General features: G+C 32.0%; 6 protein-coding genes. 1 reads left to right on the top strand and 5 read right to left on the bottom strand.

Going from position 1 to position 20,192, the window contains the following annotated elements:
• Positions 1–213: 213 nt before the first annotated feature.
• On the top strand, positions 214–2,298 hold the full coding sequence (locus tag LG649_RS02565) for a DUF748 domain-containing protein (protein WP_226540570.1): 2,085 nt from the start codon (positions 214–216) through the stop codon (positions 2,296–2,298).
• 3 nt (positions 2,299–2,301) lie between these two features.
• Here LG649_RS02565 and LG649_RS02560 read toward each other — a convergent pair whose 3' ends face one another.
• From LG649_RS02560 to LG649_RS02540, 5 genes are all read right to left on the bottom strand, one after another.
• Complete coding sequence (locus LG649_RS02560) at positions 2,302–3,006, bottom strand: hypothetical protein (protein ID WP_226540569.1); 705 nt, start codon at positions 3,004–3,006, stop codon at positions 2,302–2,304.
• 99 nt (positions 3,007–3,105) lie between these two features.
• Positions 3,106–15,285, bottom strand: coding sequence for a DUF7507 domain-containing protein (locus LG649_RS02555; protein ID WP_226540568.1), 12,180 nt, complete (start codon positions 15,283–15,285; stop codon positions 3,106–3,108).
• A gap of 281 nt (positions 15,286–15,566) precedes the next feature.
• On the bottom strand, positions 15,567–17,615 hold the full coding sequence (locus tag LG649_RS02550; RefSeq protein WP_226540567.1) for a tetratricopeptide repeat-containing sensor histidine kinase: 2,049 nt from the start codon (positions 17,613–17,615) through the stop codon (positions 15,567–15,569).
• Between the two features lie 107 nt (positions 17,616–17,722).
• Positions 17,723–18,502, bottom strand: coding sequence for a patatin-like phospholipase family protein (locus tag LG649_RS02545; RefSeq protein WP_226540558.1), 780 nt, complete (start codon positions 18,500–18,502; stop codon positions 17,723–17,725).
• A gap of 128 nt (positions 18,503–18,630) precedes the next feature.
• The gene (locus LG649_RS02540; protein WP_226540553.1) at positions 18,631–20,076 is read right to left on the bottom strand and encodes a vanadium-dependent haloperoxidase; all 1,446 of its coding nucleotides are present in this window, start codon (positions 20,074–20,076) and stop codon (positions 18,631–18,633) included.
• Between the last annotated feature and the right edge of the window lie 116 nt (positions 20,077–20,192).

The following is a 20,192-nucleotide window of genomic DNA, read 5'->3' as shown; positions in this document are numbered from 1 at the left end:
TAATTACTTAAATTTTTGGCTTTGGTCTAAGTTATATTAAAATCCTTACTTTTTAAATAAAAAATAAATGTTTTAATATTTAAATATTAACATTTCTAGTCTATAAAACGAGTTAATTTATATGTGTAAAACATGAGTTCATCTATTTTATGGTTTTATTAGGGCTGCTAATGGTAATTTAGATTGTTATTTATATTGAAAACTATAATTATTATGAAAAGTAATAACCAAAAAACTAAAAAGTTTAAAACTAAAAAGTTATTTAAAATTGCTGTTATTTTAATAATAATAGTTTTTGTTGTTTTAATAATAGTTGGTTTTTTAGCTCCTAACATTGTTAAAAACCAATTGGAGAAAAATGGTAAAGAATGGGTTGGGCGCAGATTAAAAATTGAAGATGTTTCGGTAAATTATTTTACTTCAACCATTAATTTAGTTGGTGCTAAAATGTTTGAAGCTAACGATAAAGATACCTTCGTGTCTTTGGATAGTTTGAAGCTAGATTTAGATATGTTAAAATATTTTTCTTCAGAAGTTGTAGTTGAAGAGTTAAACGTTAAAAATTTATGGGTAAATATTTCTCAAAAAGATTCTGTTTTTAACTTCGACGATTTAATCACATTTTATAACACATCAGATTCAACGCTCGTAGCAGAAGATAAAGCAGAACCTTTGTTATTTAATCTTTCAAATTTAAAGCTTAATGGAGGAACATTAGTGTATAATGATAAAATACTAAATGTTACCCAGACTATTGAAAATTTATCGTTTTTTTTACCGCATATAGAATGGGGACGAGGTGCTAGTAATATGGATGCGTCGTTTAAATTAAATAATGGAGGTAGTTTTGGTGTAAATTCTAATTTCAATTCAAAAAATGGAGATTATAAATTTCATGTAAATATAGATAGTTTAGATATAGCTCAGTTTAAACCATACACCGAAGCTTATTTAGTGGTAAGCCAGGTTAAAGGAACCGCTTCTGGAGAAATTGATATTACAGGAAACATAAATAACTTAAACAATTTATCTATAAGAGGAAATACTAATGTTTCTAATTTTGCATTGTTAGATTCTGTTGGAAAAACTTTTTTAGGAGCAAAAAAATTAATTTGCCCAATAGAGGAAATGCTACCTATGAAATATGTTTATAATTTTGGAAATATAACACTTACAGAACCTAATGTTTCTTTTGATTTATATGAAGATTCTAATAATTTTTATAAATCTTTTGGATTGGATACACCAGAACAAGTGGCAGATTCCTCATTGGTTACTCAAGAAACTGAGCCCATTGTATATTCTGTTAATTCTATTCATTTAGATGGTGGCACGTTTCATTTTACAGATTATACAACAGAACGCAGACCATTTACTTATGAATTTTCTGAAATGAAAATGGATATTGATCCCATAAATAAGCAATCAGAGTGGGTTAGTGGTAAAGCCTCAATGATTTTAAATAAAAGGGGACAGTTGGCAGCCAATATTGGTTTTAACCCTAATGATGCTGGCATGAATATGAAAGTAGATTATGTTATTTCAGATTTTCAGTTAAGCGATTTAAACATATATTCAATGCAATATACCGGTTATCCTATTCTTTATGGAGATATGTACTATAAAGGAAATATGGATATTGATGCCGGTAAACTTAACCTTGAAAATAAATTAATAGTGCATAATGCAGAGATAGGTAATAAACGTAAAAGTGCTTTTTATAAATTACCTTTAAAAGTGGCACTTTATATATTAAAAGATAAAGATGGCGTAATAAATATGGATGTTCCTGTAAAAGGAGATTTAAACGACCCAAAAATAAATTTACGTAAAATTATATGGAAAACACTAGGTAATTTTTTGTTAAAAACCGCCACTTCGCCTTTCAGAGCATTATCAAACTTAATAAATGTTGATCCAAGCGATATAAAAGAAATTAATTATACCTATTTAGATACAACTTTAACAACAGGTAAAGAACACCAATTAAAACTTTTACGAAAACTAGAAACTAGTAAACCTAATTTAGATATTGAATTAGTTTATTTTAACGATAAACGCAGACAAAAGGAAGAAATATTAAAACAATTACAAGTTGATTCGTTACAGGTCGATTCAATATCAAATTATTTTGATAATAAGCGCTTAAAAGATATTGAAACATTTTTAAACAGAAACTACGCAGATAGTACACGTATAAAAGTAACAGCACCAGAAAAATTTAACCCTAAAAATAGAGGTTCTCAACCTGTTTTTGAAATTAAATATAAAATTCAAGGTGTAACAAATGAAAACTAAAATTTAAATAGTGTCGCTATCGCTATCATTTAAATTAAACTCAATAGGTTTTAAAATAAACCTTGTGTAAAGGTATAATGAAGTAAAATGAGTAAGAGTTATTAAAACAGTAAATGTTTTATTAAAATATAAATATTGATTCATTATACTTACAGATAATTGTACAAGTAAAAGAATTCCAGAAGTTAATAAGGTTATACCATTTTTATATTTATCGCTAAGATAAATTACAGCTATAGTAACTAAATGAACTATTAAGCTTACTGTACATAAAGTTGTAAATAGAAGTTTAGTATTAGAAATATAATTAGTTAAGTTATTCATTATAGTATAAAATAAGTAGACTATAAAAGTTGAAGTAATAAAAACAGGTAACGATAAAAATTTTTTAAACTGGCCTTTGTTTAAATATTTCTTCAAAATTAATGTAAATCCAGTTATATATACAGAAGCGCTAATTGTAATGTAGTTTAAGTACTTGTCATAATCTAAAAAAGAAAGAACATTAGTACATGTTACAAACCCTAAAGAAACTAGATAAAGCGGATTTGATTTTTTACGAGCTTCGCTAATATAAAAAATAGCTAAAGTAAATAATACTAAAGGTACAATATATATTAAATCTTTTTTATTAAGTACTATACTAAGTACAATACAAACAATAAAGCTAGTGAAGAATATAATTTTAAAAACATTAATTTTTCTCAAAATAGTTTTGTGGTGATTTAATTATAAAAGTAAAAAGAATTAATTATCATACAAAGATAATTAATTCTTTTGTTGTAAGTTTTTTATTACTTATCAAGGCTATCTGTTGATATAAATCCAACCAACTCTAGGCTTGGATCCATCTCCTAAATTTAAAATATAATAATAAGTTCCAACAGGTAACTCTGCTTCTTTAGCTAAAGTTGCTCTACCATTAGATAAACCATCCCAACCATTTGTATTGGTGTAACCTTGTTTTTTGTAAACAATATTACCCCAACGGTTGTAAACTTCAAAGGTGTTATTTGGGTAGCGTTCAATACAATCAATATATAAAGTTTCATTTACACCATCACCGTTAGGAGAAAACTCGTTGTAAACAAATTGGCATTCTGGGGTTGTATCAACATCATCAGAGTTATTACTCAAATCGGTATCTGTAGCACCTTCAAAACTTGCTAATGTGGCAATATTTAAATAATCACCAAAACCTAAAACTGTAACTGTTACTTCTAATATTTGAACATCACCTTCTTCTAAAGAAGGAATAATCCATTCACCACTATTATCTGAATATACCCCTGAAGTTGATATATAAGATTCAAATTCGTATCCGCTAGGTAAATATTCTTCAACAATAATATTATTTGCAGTTACAGTACCTTCGTTAGCAACAGTAATTGTAAAAATTATTTGGTCGCCAACCACAGGGTTAGCATTATCTACAACTTTTTCAATACTTAAGTCTGAAAGCCCTGTAAAAGTACTTACGGTAGGATCTTCATAATCACCATCGTTATCTAAATCAATATTTGTAGAATCTGTTGGATCATCAGAATCTTCATCAAAACTATTACTTGTATTAATTATAGTTGCATTTACATAAGCTGTGTTTTCAACTAAGCCATTATTAATATCTTCTGCGGTAATTATATATTCTGCTGATGTAATAAATATTTCACCAGGAGCAAGCGAACTAATAGTTGAAGCCCCTGTAATTGTTGCAATTGGATCTGTAATTATTAAGTTAACAAGCGTAACAGTACCTGTATTGGTTACCGTAATGTTGTAGGTTAATAAATCTCCAATATTTACATAGGTATCAAAATCAACAGTTTTAGCAATACTTACACTTCCAGATTGTTGTAAGGTTGTTATTGTGCTATCATCAGGATCGCCATCACCATCAATATCATTATCTGTTGTGTTATTTGGATCATCAGAAGTATCTGAAACTAAATCTCCGTTAGGGGCTTCTGCATTTACATTGGCTGTGTTGGTAACAAAACCAGCATCTAAATCTTGTTGGGTTATAGTGTGATTAGCTGTAATGTTTACAGATTGCCCTGGTAGTAAAGAGCTAATATTTGCAGGTGAAATGCTACCAACATCTGCATTGGCATCTGTAATTATAACGTTGGTTAATGTTACATTACCAGTATTTGTAACAACTAATGTATAAGTTATTATTTCACCAAGTGTGTCCCAAGCACCATCTGGTGCTACATCTGCAGCTTTTGTTAAAGATAGGTTTGCATTTTGATTAATACTAGTTACTGTTGCATCATCAGGATCACCATCACCATCATTATCGTTATTTGTTGAGTTATTAGGATCATCAGATTCATCTGAAATATTATTTCCAAAAGAATCTTGAGCTTCAACTAATGCTGTGTTAGTAACTGAACCAAAATCTAAATCTGTTTGAGTTATGGTGTGTTGAGCATAAACTGAAACCGATTCACCTGGCAATAAAATAGTGATAGCTGAGGGTGAAATACTACCAACATCTGCATTATCGTCTGTAATTACTAAATTGGTTAAAGTAACATTTCCTGTATTGGTAATTATAATGTTATAAGTAATAACCTCACCTAAAGTATCGTAATTACCATCTGTTGCTGTTAATGCTTCTTTTGTAATAGCAATACTGCTAATAGTAGGGATTGTTGTTACAGTATCATCGTCTGGATTACCGTCATTATTATCATCTACATTAGATGAATTGTTAGGGTCGTCAGAATTATCAGATATTGTGTTTCCATCAGGATCCTGTCCGGAAGCTGTAGCAGAATTAACCACATTTCCTGAATCAATATCAAATTGAGTTATTGCATAAGTAACAGTAAATGTTGTTTCATCAAAAGTATTAGGAGCTAAATCAATTGGACCACCAAGTACAGTAACTAAAGGATCTGATATTGAAATGTTGGTTATTGTTATATTACCTGAGTTTGTTACTGTAAAATTATAAGTGATGGTTTCATCTACTTGAGCAATTCCGTCACCATTTTCATCGTTAAATATTCCAATTTTTTCAAGAGTTAATTCAGGGTTACCTATTAGAGTAGTAACAGTTGGGTCATCAGGGTCACCATCACCATTTAAATCTTCGTTAGTTGGGTTATCAGGATCATCTGAGAAATCACTTACGTCTGTAGTTAAGGTTCCATCTATATCTTGGCCAGTAGCAGTTGCTGTATTGGTAAGATTCCCACTATCTATATCTGTTTGTAAAATTGTATATAATGCGCTAAAAGTACTAAAGTCTGTTTGTGCTGGAGCTAAATCAATTGGACCTCCAGTAACGGGAACAATTGGGTCATTTATTTCTACATTAAACAGCGTAACATTTCCGGTATTTCTTACTATAAATGTATATAAAATAGTTTCTCCTGCTTGAGGAATTCCATCACCGTTTTCATCATTAAAATCACCTATTTTTAATAAGGTAAGTTTAGGTTCTCTTGATAATGATGTGTTAGTAGGGTCGTTATCATTAGTTGTTGTAGGGTCGTCAGATGTATCTGTAACGGTGTCGCCGTTTGGTGCATTTCCATTAGCAGTAGCTGTATTAATAACAAAGCCATTATCAACGTCGTTTTGTGTTAAAATATAATTAGCTACAAAAGTTGTATTATCGGTTTCACCAGGAGTTAAACTTATTGGTCCACCTGTAACGTTAACTAAAGGATCTGTTATTGTTATATTTGATATTGTAACATTTCCTGTGTTAGAAATATCGAATATATATTGAATGGATTCACCCACTTGAGCTAAACCATCTCCATTTGAATCTATAAAGATACCTGTTTTATAAAGTGTTAGCTCAGGAGCATTCTGTAAGATTGTAACTGTGGAATCATCAGGGTCACCATCTCCATTTGTGTCGCTGTCTGTCGGGTTATTAGGATCGTCTGAGGTATCTGAAACATTATTACCAGTTGTATCTAACCCTGTAGCTGTTGCCGTATTTGTAATGCTACCAGCATCAATATCTGCTTGCGTAATATTATAAACGCCATAAAATGTAGAGTTGTTTATTTCTTCTGGCATTAAAGTAATTGGTCCACCGTTTACTGTAATTAAAGGGTCTGTAATACTAATATTTGAGATTATTACATTACCTGTATTTGTTACTGTAAAGTTATAAGTAATAGTTTCTCCTTCTTGAGGAATACCATCTCCGTTTTCATCGTTAAAGATTGCTGTTTTTTCCAGTTCCATTGCTGGGTCTTGTTCTATAATTGTAGTTGTAATATCATCAGGATCTCCATCGCCGTCGGTATCATTATCAGTAAGATTATCTGGATCATCTGAGATATCTGTGGCTACATCTCCAAAAGGATCATCACTGGTTACAGAAGCTGAATTATTTACAAAACCGGCATTTAAATCATCTTGTGTAATTGTATGAGATGCCGAAACGGTAGCAATATCTCCTGGTGCTAACATAGTAATAACTGCTGGAATTATACTTCCAGAATCTGCATTAGTATCGGTAACAATTATATTGTATAGGGTTACGTTACCAGTATTTGTAACTGTTAATTCATAACTTACTATTTCGCCTAATGTATTGTAAGAGCCATCTGTAGCTGGTAAAGTTAATTTTGTTAAGCTTATACTGCTTGAAGTAGGTAATTCGGTTACAGTAACATCATCTGGTTCACCATCACCGTTAGAATCGATATTATCAGTGTTATTAGGATCATCGGAGGTATCTGAAATAGAAGTTCCAGAAGGATCGTTACCGGTTACTGTTGCCGAATTTGAAAAGCTACCATTATCAATATCTTCTTGTGTTAAGCTATACGTAGCTGTAAATGATGTATTGTCGTTTTCATTAGGGTTTAATGTAATTGGTCCTCCTGAAACAGTAGCTAATGCATCAGAAACCATAATATTAGAAATTGTTACATTACCAATATTAGTAACGTTGAAAATATAACTTATAGTTTCATTAACTTGAGCAAATCCATCACCATTTTCATCATTAAATATTCCTGTTTTTTCTATACTTAATCTTGGGTTTGCATTTAGAGTTGTTATTGTTATATCATCAGGGTCACCATCGCCATTAATATCTGTATTGGTTGTATTTGATGGATCATCAGATACATCTGTAATAGTATCTCCATTAGAGTCCTCACCAGTAACTGTAGCCGAGTTTTCAACCTCACCATTATTAACATCCGATAAGGTTAATACATAAGTTGCTGTAAATGATGTGTCATCTATTTCATTAGGTGTTAAATTTATAGGTCCGCCTGTTATGGTAACTAACGGATCAGATATTGTTATATTAGAAATAGTAGTATTACCAGTATTTTGAACAGTAAAAATATAAGTTATGGTTTCTGAAGCTTCAGGAAAACCGTTACTGTTTTCATCGTTAAATACAGCTGTTTTTAATAATGATATTTGTGCTTGTTGAGTTAATTCAGTTACTGTGGCATCATTACTATCTGTGGTTGTTGGGTCATCCGATGTGTCTGTAACAGTTGTTCCATTTGGAGATGTACCAGATGCAGTTGCTGTATTAGTAACATTGCCATTATCTACATCGTTTTGAGTAAGCGTGTAAACGGCGGTAAAAGTAGTGTTATCATTTTCTAAAGGTGCTAAAGTTATAGCACTGCCCGAAACTGTTACAAGAGGGTCTGATATTAAAATATTTGAAATAGTTACATTTCCAGAATTAATTACGTTAAAAGAATAAACAATTGTTTCTCCTGCTTGAGCAACAGCATCACTGTTTTCATCAATAAACACGCCAGTTTTATAAATTGTTAATTCAGGAGATTCAACAAAAGTAAAAATTGTGGAGTCATCAGGGTCGCCATCACCATCGATATCACTGTTTGTTAGATCGCTAGGATCATCTGATATATCAGAAACTGAATTACCATTACTATCGGCTCCAGTAGCTGTAGCAGAGTTTGTAACACTACCTGAATCTATGTTACCTTGTGTTATAGTATATATTCCTGCAAAGGTTGTACTATCAGATGTATTTGGTGCTAAATCTATTGGTCCGCCATTAACAGTAATTAAAGGATCGGTTATGCTAATATTAGTTATACTAACATTACCTGTATTAGATATGGTGAAATTATATGTTAACGTTTCATTGGCTTGTGGTATACCATCACCATTTTCATCGTTAAAAGTAACATCTTTTAATAATGATAACTCAGGTGACTGTATTAAAGGAGTTACTGTACTATCGTTTGGAGCTGTTGTGCTTGGATCGTTGGAGATTGCATTTACCACATTTCCACAAGGATCCGTAGCGGTTACCGATGCACTATTAATAACTTCTCCAGCATCTAAATCGGTTTGAGTAATTTTATGAGTTACTACAAAAGTTGTCGATCCAAAAGCAGGAATAGAACTTACTGAGGCAGGTGAAATTGAATCTGCATTAGCATCAGTTAGTGTTATATTGCTAACCTCAACCTCATTAATATTTTCAACAGTAATTTCATATTCAATAATTTCTCCAACACTGTCATAACTTCCATCGGTTGCAGTTAAAGCTATTTTATTAACTGAAAGAACAGCTTCAGGACTTACAATAACAGTATATATGTAAGAATTACCAACACAGCCTAAATTGCTTGTTGGAGTTATAGTATATATTACCGTTTGTGTAGCTCCTGAAACATTAATTAAATTATCTGTGATAATATTTGATGTTGTAGGTGTAGTTGTTTCACCTGTAACATTAGGATTATCTGTAGCTACCCAACTAAATGAACTACCAGAAACATTAACATCATTATTTAAATTATGATTTAGTGCTATGTTGCTACAAGTAGTATCTGTAGGCGCTGAATTATTATACGGTTCGGGGTTAATTGTTACTAAAACTTCAAAAGTATTACCCATGCACCCATCTGAATTATATGGTGTAATTGTATATATAACATCTTGAGATGTTCCACTTATATTGTTTATGGTATCGTTAAGCAAAGTTCCGCTACCATTACTAGCACCACTTATATTGGAATTTGGTGTTATCACCCAATCGAAAGTAACATTTGATAATGAAGTTAAATCGTTTAAATCAAAATTTAAAGCTTCATCACTACAAGATACTGTTGTTGTATCTTCAATTTCTAAAGTTGAGGTTACATCAATGTTGTATGTATAAGTATAAACAGATGTATTTCCTGAGCAATCGGTATAAGTAAATGTATATATTTTTTGTCCGTCGCATTCAGGTGTCGTATTCTCTGTAACAACAGGTATAATGTTTTCTCCACAATTATCTGTAACAATTGGGGCATCAGGCTGAACAGCATCATCAGGATCGTTTACTGTTGATGTTTCGTTAGCAGGAACAATTGGGGAAATAGTATAATCTATAACATAAGTATACACATATTGTGCTGAATTACCCGCACAATCGGTATATGTAAAAGTGTATATTTTGTCACCCTCACATTCTGGATCAGTGTTTTCTGTGATTACAGGAACAATATTATTGCCACAAACGTCTGTAATTGTTGGAGCTGTAGGTTGAGTTGCATCAGTTAAACATTCTATTGTAGAAGTTTCCGCATTATTAATGATAGAAAACGCCGGTGTATCGATGGTGTAAACATAAGCCCAAGTATCAGAATTACCAGCACAATCGGTGTAAGTGTATGTGTAAGTACGAGTACCTTCGCAAGTTAACGGATCGGGATTTTCGGTAATTACTGCAGCTGAAGGCGTTAAAGTATTACCACAAACATCAGTAACTGTAGGTAAAGTAAAAGTTTCAGTAGCATCATCAATACAATTAACAGTTGAAGACCCATCTGCATCTGTAACAGAAAACGCCGGTGTATCGATAGTGTAAACATAAGCCCAAGTATCGGAATTACCAGCACAATCTGTATAAGTGTATGTGTAAGTACGAGTGCCTTCACAAGTTAAAGGATCGGGATTTTCAGTAATTACTGCAGCTGAAGGTGTTAAAGTATTACCGCAAACATCAGTAACTGTGGGTAAAGTAAAAGTTTCAGTAGCATCATCAATACAATTAACAGTTGAAGCCCCATCTGCATCAGCAATAGAAAACGCCGGTGTATCGATGGTGTAAACATAAGCCCAAGTATCAGAATTACCAGCACAATCGGTGTAAGTGTATGTGTAAGTACGAGTACCTTCGCAAGTTAACGGATCGGGATTTTCGGTAATTACTGCAGCTGAAGGCGTCAAAGTATTACCACAAACATCAGTAACTGTAGGTAAAGTAAAAGTTTCAGTAGCATCATCAATACAATTAACAGTTGAAGCTCCATCTGCATCTGTAACAGAAAACGCAGGTGTATCGATAGTGTAAACATAAGCCCAAGTATCAGAATTACCAGCACAATCGGTGTAAGTGTATGTGTAAGTACGAGTGCCTTCGCAAGTTAACGGATCGGGATTTTCAGTAATTACTGCGGCTGAAGGCGTTAAAGTATTGCCACAAACATCAGTAACTGTAGGTAAAGTAAAAGTTTCAGTAGCATCATCAATACAATTAACAGATGAAGCCCCATCTGCATCAGCAATAGAAAAAGCAGGTGTATCGATGGTGTAAACAAATTGCCAGATATCTGAACTACCCGCACAATCTGTATAGGTATAAATATAGGTAATGGTTCCTTCACATGTAATAGGGTTGGGATTTTCGTTAATCTCAATTTTTGAAGGATCTAAAACGTTTCCACAAGAATCTGTAACTGTAGGTAGAGTAAAAGTTTCAGTAGCATCATCAATACAATTAACAGTTGAAGCCCCATCTGCATCAGCAATAGTTAACGTTGGTGTGTCGATGGTGTAAACATAGGCCCAAGTATCAGAATTACCAGCACAATCGGCGTAAGTGTATGTGTAAGTACGAGTGCCTTCGCAAGTTAACGGATCGGGATTTTCAGTAATTACTGCAGTTGAAGGAGTTATAACATCTCCACAAGAATCAGTAACCGTTGGTAGAGTAAAAGTTTCAGTAGCATCATCAATACAATCAATAGTTGAGGCACCATCTGCATCAGCAATAGAAAAAGCATCAATGGTAATTGTAATATTTTGCGTTATATCATTACTATTTCCGCAGTTATCTTCAATGGTATATGTTCGAATAATCTCAATTGGGCAATACCCATTATCAGTATCAACGTGAGTTACATTTAAATTATTATTTGCAGTAAAATCATCAGAGATTGTTAATCCTAAACTCTCTAAATCTGAAACTGTATTTACAGCGACTGGAGCGTCTGCAGCAGTACATCCTGTATTAGATATATTGGGTAACGTGCCAGTTATAATTGGGCTAGTTTCATCAATATTAATAACATGTATTGGTGAATAAGTGGAAGTACAATTACCACTTTTAATAACAGCTCTAACATAGGTGTTTTCGGTTAATGACCCTAATGTGCTTCCTGCTAAAGTTGTTGTTGTTTCTGAAATGTTTGTAATACTACTAAAGCTTGCACTTGTTGAACGTTCCCAATTAATAACGTCACCTATTATTCCTGTTAAATTAATATCGCTGGCTGTGTCTCCAGAACATATTACTTGATCTGGAGATATACTACCGGCATTACTTTCAGGGTATACAGTGACAATTATTTCAAAAGTTTCCCCATTACATGCAGACCCATCTGCTATTGTGGTTAAATAGGTTACTGTAACAGGAGAACTAGTATTATTAACATAAATATCTGTAATATTGTTAGTGCTGGCAGTTGTTCTGTCTGGTCCAGGAGGTACATTAGCATTATCTGAAGATGATACAGTATAAGTTACAGCAAAAGATAAACCCACATTTAAAGCTTCATTAGAACATACTTCTGGATATAAATCAGGGAAAGGAGGATTTACAATTTGTAATTTTATTTCTATTCTATTAGGGTTAATACACCCTGTATTAGTGTCTTCTATTTGTGCATAGTAGGATGTAGGGGCGTCTGTTGGTGGAGTAGGTGTATCGACAATTGGATTAGAGACAACATTTCCTCCAGAAGCAGCATCATACCATGTTAAAGTTGTATTAGGATTTAATGTAACAGCATCATTAGCATTTAATATTTGACCTCCAGGAGTGTACGGATCATCTATACATTCTATAATATCAAAATAACTAGCTAAAGTTGGAAAAGGATTTACTGTAACAGTTTCGGTGTTATTTAAAGAAGTAGAGCAATTTGTTGTAGTATTTTCAATAGAAATTAAATTAATAGTAATATCTGAGGGAGCGTTAGCGAATGTAACAGTAGCATTTCCCGTGGCATTCAAGGTTATGGTCTCATTGGCATTACTATTAATGTTGTATGTAACTTCTGCATTGGGAGTACCAGAAATGTAAAACTCTGCGGTTTCATTTTCACAAATATCAGAATTTGTGGTAAGTGATGTTATTTCTGGTAGTGAATTAACTGTAACAGTGAAATTATTTGATGAATTAGAAGTACAACCATTTGCTTCGGTTATTGTATATGTAATATCTGTTGTTCCGTTTGCAATACCAGTTACATTTCCATTTGAATCTATTGTTGCAATGCTTGGGTTTGATGAATTCCAAGATATGGTTCCTGTTGTTCCTTCTGTTAAAGATATTGATTCACCTATACAAACGACATTATCTCCTGTAATATCATTAGCTATAGGTAATTCATTTACAGTAATAGTTCCTGTTGCGTTTACTGTATTGCATCCACCAGTTAATGGTATAGAGTAATTGTAAATACCGGAAACAGTAGGAGTTCCAGTTATGGTTATAACATCTGAAGACCATGAAGCAGTAACACCTGCAGGAAGGTTTACAGGTGTTCCAATACCAGTAGCTTGAGTTGTAGTGTGTGTAATATCTATTAAAGTAGTATTAACACATAACGTTGGTGTACTAGATGGATCAGAAGCTGTATTACAAGGGTTTATGGTAACATCTTCACTTAAATCATCAGTTATTGTATTGCTTTCGTTGGCTATGTCATCAAAATTATATGTTACAGTATTTGTTACAGTACCTGATGCTTCATCTTTAGCACGGGCAACAATTTCTAGAGTAAATTTTTCTCCTGGTTGAATTGTTCCTATGGTCCAATCGGGATTTAACCAAGATGTTCCTGTACTTGGCGTAGCACTAATCAAATCGAATTCAGGGGGTAAAACATCTGTTATTACAAAGTTAGTAACTTCGTTTACCGAGAAGCTTTCGGCGGTTATTGTGAAGGTTACATTACTACCGGCATCAATAGGGTCTGCATCATCAGTTTTTAAAATTTGAATTTCTGGATCACAGTTATAAAATGATATTATTGAAGAATCATAGGTACAACCTCCAAAATCTGTAACTCTCACAAAATAATCTCCAACTCCAGTCAAAGTTGGATCGAAACTAGCGGGATCTAAATCTGTATCTGTAACTAAAGCCCCATCTTTATACCATTCGTAAGAGAAAAAGCTACCTGAAACTTCTTGAATTGAAGAACCCGGAAAACATCCTCCACCAGTTACAGTAACTTCTACTTCTGGTACGGTATCAAAACCAGAAAAATAACCAGCTAACCCTGCATTTGAACCTAAAGACATAAATGTACCCACGGCAATTGGTCCAGGCGTAACTACTGAAATTTCGCCAGTAAGTCCCGATACAAAAAAGGTTTTCCAAGCGGTAGGTGTAGTGCCTTCTTGAACTATAGTTGAAGCAGGAGTAGCTATTTGAACGCCATTTTGATATATTTCAACATCTGCATCATCTGTTAAAACAGAAGCAATAATTGTAAGTGCCGATACATTTGAGTTTGTCCCGGCTATTCTTTGTATTTGAGGAATTTCACTAATAGAATCTGGTAGTAAACAATTAACTGGCGCTATAAAATTCATGCCTATTGTTTGTATTCTGTTTTCTATTCCAGCCAAACATTGAAAAGCGTATGCGTCTTTTGATGTTGTTACGTACATATTAGAGCCCGCTGTATTACCAGAATAATAAGAGCCAGGAATTTCTAAATATTCGCCATCGTCAATAGTTGCTATTAAGTTACCATCTGCATACACTTCTGTACCATTTGAAATAGCAACAATAATAGGAAACTCGCTACCATCGTTAGCATCTCCATTTCCGCGAATAAATACATATTCTTTACCTAAAATATTTGTTGGAACAGGTTGATCGATGCCAACATCACGTGCTTGACTAGATGTTGATATTCCTGTGTTTAAACCACCATTAGCAATGGCAATGGGTTGTGTTGAGGTAATTTTTGCTCCTAACCAACCATCTAAATTAGCAGCACTGGCAGTTGCATTAGCATTAGTTCCTGTTTGATTTCTTACAGCTTCTAAAACATAAGTTTGTCCTGCATTTAATGTTATATTTATGGTGTCGTCTGTTAAACCATAAGGAGATATACCATCACGAAATGCACAATCGCTATCGTAACCTGAAATAGTTACTACAGTACCATCAACAGTTGCCATTATACCTAAACTTGTACTTGAGTTTACATTGTTATGTTTATTGGCTATGCCTCCCCAGCGAAAATCTGTACCTAAGGCTTTGGTTCCTTTACAGGTTAAAGATCCTGCTTGAGAACCTGATCGACCTCTATAATTTACATAAAATTGTTGCCCTCCAGGAGCTTCAAATCGTAATCCTGAGTTACTTAAAACTTGACCTGTGTTAACATTTGTGACTAAGGTTATATTATTGTTACTATTTGTTAACCCATTGCTTGAATCTATAGTAAACGGACTACCATTAGCAAGGCTAGGTATTGTTAGCCATGGGGTTGTAGATGTACCACGATATACATTAACAGTAAATGGAGTTACCTCTGGTGTTGATAAATAAATAGCTTGCTGGTTAATTGCAGCAGTACTTTGGTGTGTTGCTGTATTATTTGTGCCTGAAGTTTGTTTGAGTGGGGGTAAATAATGTGAACTATCTAATTGACTAAAAGATTTTAGTACGGTTAAGCATAGAAATGTAAAAAGTAAATATTTTTTCACTTTTAATAGTTTTTAGGATTGTAAATTGTAAAAAAAGAAATTTTAATTAAGATAAGATTTTATTTCTATTAATTTACTTAATGTGTAGATAAAAGTATGTTTAATATCGATGAGTGGATATTAGTGTAAATTTATTATTATAATTTTGTAAGGGAATTTTAATAATAAATTGATTAAGATAAATTTTCAATCAAAGAAAAGAGATATAATTATTTTCTTTGATTGAAAATTATAGCTAAAGTTAAAATTGATTTTTGGTTAAAAAGGGGAGAGGTAAGAAATTAATTATTGAGTTTTTCTTTGGGAATTGTAAAACAGAACTCCGTGCCCATATTAACTTTACTTTTAACCCAAATTTCACCTCCGTTTTTGTTTATAAGATCTTTACAAATAGATAAACCTAAACCTGTTCCTTTTTCGTTTTGAGTGCCATAAGTGGATTTTATGTGTTCTGTTTTAAATAATTTATGTTGAACATCTTCGGTCATGCCAATTCCATTATCTTTAATCTTAATTTGTAATAAACTTTCCATATTTACAAGTAAAAGCTCAATTTTGCCATTAACATCTGTAAACTTTAAAGCATTGGTAATTAGATTTCTAAATATAATTGACAGAAAAGCTTTGTCACTATAGGTAATTATTTCTTTTGGTATTTTATTTATTATTTTAATGTTCTTTTTTACAGAAAGTGGCTTTAATAATATAATACTGTGTTGAGCAGCATTATAAATATTTAAATTTTCTTGTTTTATATTTATACCATTCATTTGTGTTTTTGCCCAAATGAGTAGATTATTTAGCATATCGGATAACCTTTGAGTTTCGTTTAGGACATTAGTGAAAAAAGTTTTAGACTCATTTTGGCTAAAAGGCTCATCTACATATAATTTTAGTAATTCGTAAAGTGAATTTATAGGACCTTTTAAATCGTGTGCTATTAAAGAAAACAATTTATCTTTTGTTTTATTTAATTCACTTAATTCAGCTTCTCGAACTAATAAAGCTTCTTGTTTAAATTTTAATTTTTGATTGAATTTTTTTTGAAGCTTAGTTGTTTTAACTATTGAGAATAAAGTAATTAATGATATAATTAAAACACCTACGGCTAAATAAGTGTAGTTTTTGTGTTTTTCTAGGGTTTTAGTTTGCTCTAGAATAAGTTGTTTTTTTTGATTTTCAAAATTGGTTTTTGCTCTTAAAAGCCCAAGACCTTTTTTAAATTTTTCTTCCGTTTCTTTTTTAAATAATTCTAAATATTTTTGTTGATGACTAAAGGCCATTTCATATTTTCCTAATTTTTGATATACTTGGTATAGCGTTTCATTAGATTCTTTTATAGTTGTAGCTATATTGAGTTCTTTTGAGACTTCTAAGGATTTGATTCCATAGTTTTTTGCGTTTTCTAAATTATTAACTCCTAAATAAGATTTGGCTAATCCATTATAAACTAGAGCATGTCCATATTTAAAATCAATTTCGTCGCATATCGACTCAGATTTTTTCAACCAAATAATGGCATTGTTATAATTTTTATTTTTTATTTCAATACTTCCTTTTTGTTCGTAGGCATGAGCTAACCAATCTTTAACCCCTTTTTTTTCAAAATATTTAATACTTAAATCAACAATATTTTCAGCTTCATTTAAATTTCCAATTTTAGAATATTCTAGTGCCATATTTAATTGTGTGAAAGCTAGAACTTCTTCATCTTTAATTTTCGTACTCATTTCACGAGCAGTGTTAAGAAAAGATTCAGCTGTATTAAAATCACCGTTTTCACTATAAATATTAGAAATGTTAATGTTTAAGCTAATAATCATGTCTATTTTATTCATGATTTTGGCTACTGATAAAGCTTCTAAAAACATTGGTAAAGCTTTTTCTGCTTCACCTTGAATCCAATAATCTAGCCCCATGTTATTTAATGCACGAAGTTTGGGTTCATTTAAGTTGTGTTTTTCAGACATTTTTAATGCCTTTTGATTATTTTCAAATGCTTTTTCTGTTTCGCCTTTTTCAAAAAAATAATAGCCGTATGTTGATAATGCAATACTTTCTCCGTATTTATAATTAATATTTTTACTTAATTTATTTGCTTGTTCAAGGAGAATAATTGTACTATCTGGGTTTGTTCTTACTTTTTTCTTTGCTAATTCTAATAAAAGATCTATGTATTCTGTGTTTTTTGTAGAAAAATCTGGAGTAGAGCGTATGTGTTCAATTTTATCAATTAAACTTGAATCATTTTGTGCGTGTAGAAAACTAAAACAAGAAAAAATGAATAAAAATGAAATTGAAAAATATGTACTTAAAAAACTATTTTTCATTTTAACAGGATTTAACCAGTGTAAAATTAGAAAAATAAGCTTAAAAAAATAAGTTAATTCGTTAATTTAGTGTTTTTTAACGAATAAATATGTTTTTAATCGATATTTTAATTGAGTTTTTCTAAAATTTTAGAAGCATAATCATATCCTATATGATATGATTTTTCAATACCTCTTTTATCTAAAATACCTATAGAATCAAGATTTTCGGGTGTAAATAACAGATTAGGTAAATGCAATTTGTACCTAACATTGGCATGTAACATTAGCAAATTTGCACGTTGTGATAATTGTAATGAATTTTTTAACAACTTACTATCCATTACTTTAAAAGCAGATGTATTGGAGCCAATTATAAAATCTACATTTTTTATTAAAGGTTCAATCGGGAAATTATTCATTATGCCACCATCAGCATGTAATTCATTATTAAGATTAACAGGGCTAAATACAGGAGGTAATGCCGCTGATGCTAATACAGGTTTTAATAATTCACCTTTACTAAAAAAATGAGGTTCGCCAGTTTGTAAATTTGTTGTACAAACGTATAATTGTTTTTTTAATGCTTCAAAAGCGTTATTGGGAAAATATTTTTGAAAAGAATTTAAATATTTATCAGTATCAAATAAACCGGGTTTGTTTATTGTAAAATGGCTATATTTAAAAAGGGGAGTGTCTTTAAAAAATAAAACCATATCTTCAGGACTTGTTCCATTGGCATATAAAGCACCTACTATAGCTCCAGCACTTGAGCCAGATATTACGCTAGGTTCTATATTATTTTCAAGTAAAGCTTTTAAAATGCCTACATGGGCTACACCTTTTACACCTCCACCAGATAGTACAATACCAATTTTTTTACCTTCAATTTGCTTGTTTAATTTCATGATTTTATATAAAAGTTACCCATTTAAATTATAAAAATACAAGCTAGAAAATACTTATGGTTTAACAAAAAAAAAGCCATAATAAATACATTACTATGGCTAAACTTGCTATTAATTAATATTTAAAATTAATTATTGTTATTATTGTTTCTGCCTTGTAAATTTATTGCGTTAACCGCATCGGAAACTTCATAACCTAAACGCAAACCTTCAATAGCATCTTGCTCAATATGTACACCAAGCGGCATACGAGAAAGAGCATTTTCTGTTGCCATACTTGAAAATGATGTAAAGCTTCTTGGGGTACCGTTAAATGTTAGGTTTGTATAATCACTGTATGTGTTATCGGTAAAATTAATATTATCTGTACCAAAAAAGTCTATAAAAATACCTGCTGCGGCTCCTGCAAATGTAGCATGTCCAGAGGGGTAACTTGGAAAAGCTGGATTAACACCATCAATAAATCGGGATAAATTGGTGGTATAATCTTCATCAATATATTCTCTAATAAAATTACTTGGGCGCTCAATATTATAAGTGTATTTATCGTCCCAAGCAGAAACGGCAGCGTCATTTAAAGCTAAACCTAATCGTAATAAAAGTTCTAAAGACTCATCGTAATCTAAATCGTATTGTTCAATTAATTGATTAGCAATTGAAAAATGTCTACCTGGAGGGCTAATCATTAAACCCTCAACATCATCTGCCCAAAACTCTGCAATCCATAATTGTTCGGTATTTGTTGTTGCAGCAGAAACTGTAGCTTCGTAAACAGCCGTCATTTGTTGGTAATATTCGCTGTTTGGATTTGTACTATGTTGTAATACAGAACTAAAATTTGTACTACTAGTTTGGTTTGGTGAAATTGCAAAGGTTCTTACCTCTCTCCAATAGGGGAACCAAGCGTTTTCGCCTTCTCCAGCTTCCCAAAGTCCAACACCAACAGGAGCAACATAATCGTTTGGCGTTTGGTTTACAATTTGTTCTTCGGCATCATTATCTGTTTCTGCATAGGCAATTACGCGTTCTGCAACGTGGGTTCCCCAAAGTTGAGAGTTTTCAATTTCTTGAGTAGTCAAGCCAATGGTTAATTCCTCTTCTTTATCATCTTGAAAATTAGAAATACTTTGTCTTGTACCAGCCTCTAAGCTATGCATAAAGTGATCTATAGCTATGGCATAGGCAGTATTTAAAGCTAAATCTAAGTCAACATTGTCTTCAAAATTATTATTATTAATGTTGAAATTATTGAATCTGTTGGTGTTAGAGTTGTAATTATTCATAAACGGTACAGCAGTTTCGTAACCAGTTAAATGAATATATGCCAAAGATCGTGTAACAGTATTTGGTCTCATGCCAACGGTGTATTGATCTAAAGATACCCAAAGGTCGCTCCATTGTACTATTAAATTGGTAGTGTTGTCTGTTACATTGGCTTCTATAATGCCCGCTTCTAGGCTATCGTCATCAAAATTATTGGTAATTTCTTCGGTTAAATCGTCGTTGTTACAGGCTTGAAACAAAACTATATTTATACATAAAATTATAATCCATTTTAAGTTTATTGTCTTCATAATATTGGGTTTTTAAAATTAAGTTGCTCTCTTTTTTAACTTGCGCTTATAGCTTTAAAGAATACTATAGCTCGCTTGTTTAATTGTATTACGAGTAAGCTTTTATTTTACCCAAC

Origin of the sequence: Neotamlana laminarinivorans (genome assembly GCF_020523925.1) — a bacterium.
In the GTDB taxonomy this organism is placed as follows: Bacteria; Bacteroidota; Bacteroidia; order Flavobacteriales; family Flavobacteriaceae; genus Neotamlana; species Neotamlana laminarinivorans.
The sequence above is the reverse complement of the archived record's forward strand: the minus strand, read 5'-3'. Positions and strand labels throughout refer to the sequence as shown.

Excerpts from the sequence above, each read along its gene's own strand:
- LG649_RS02545 (WP_226540558.1), bottom strand. The coding sequence starts at position 18,502 with ATGAAATTAAACAAGCAAATTGAAGGTAAAAAAATTGGTATTGTACTA.
- LG649_RS02565 (WP_226540570.1), top strand. The coding sequence starts at position 214 with ATGAAAAGTAATAACCAAAAAACTAAAAAGTTTAAAACTAAAAAGTTA.
- LG649_RS02540 (WP_226540553.1), bottom strand. The coding sequence starts at position 20,076 with ATGAAGACAATAAACTTAAAATGGATTATAATTTTATGTATAAATATA.
- LG649_RS02550 (WP_226540567.1), bottom strand. The coding sequence starts at position 17,615 with ATGAAAAATAGTTTTTTAAGTACATATTTTTCAATTTCATTTTTATTC.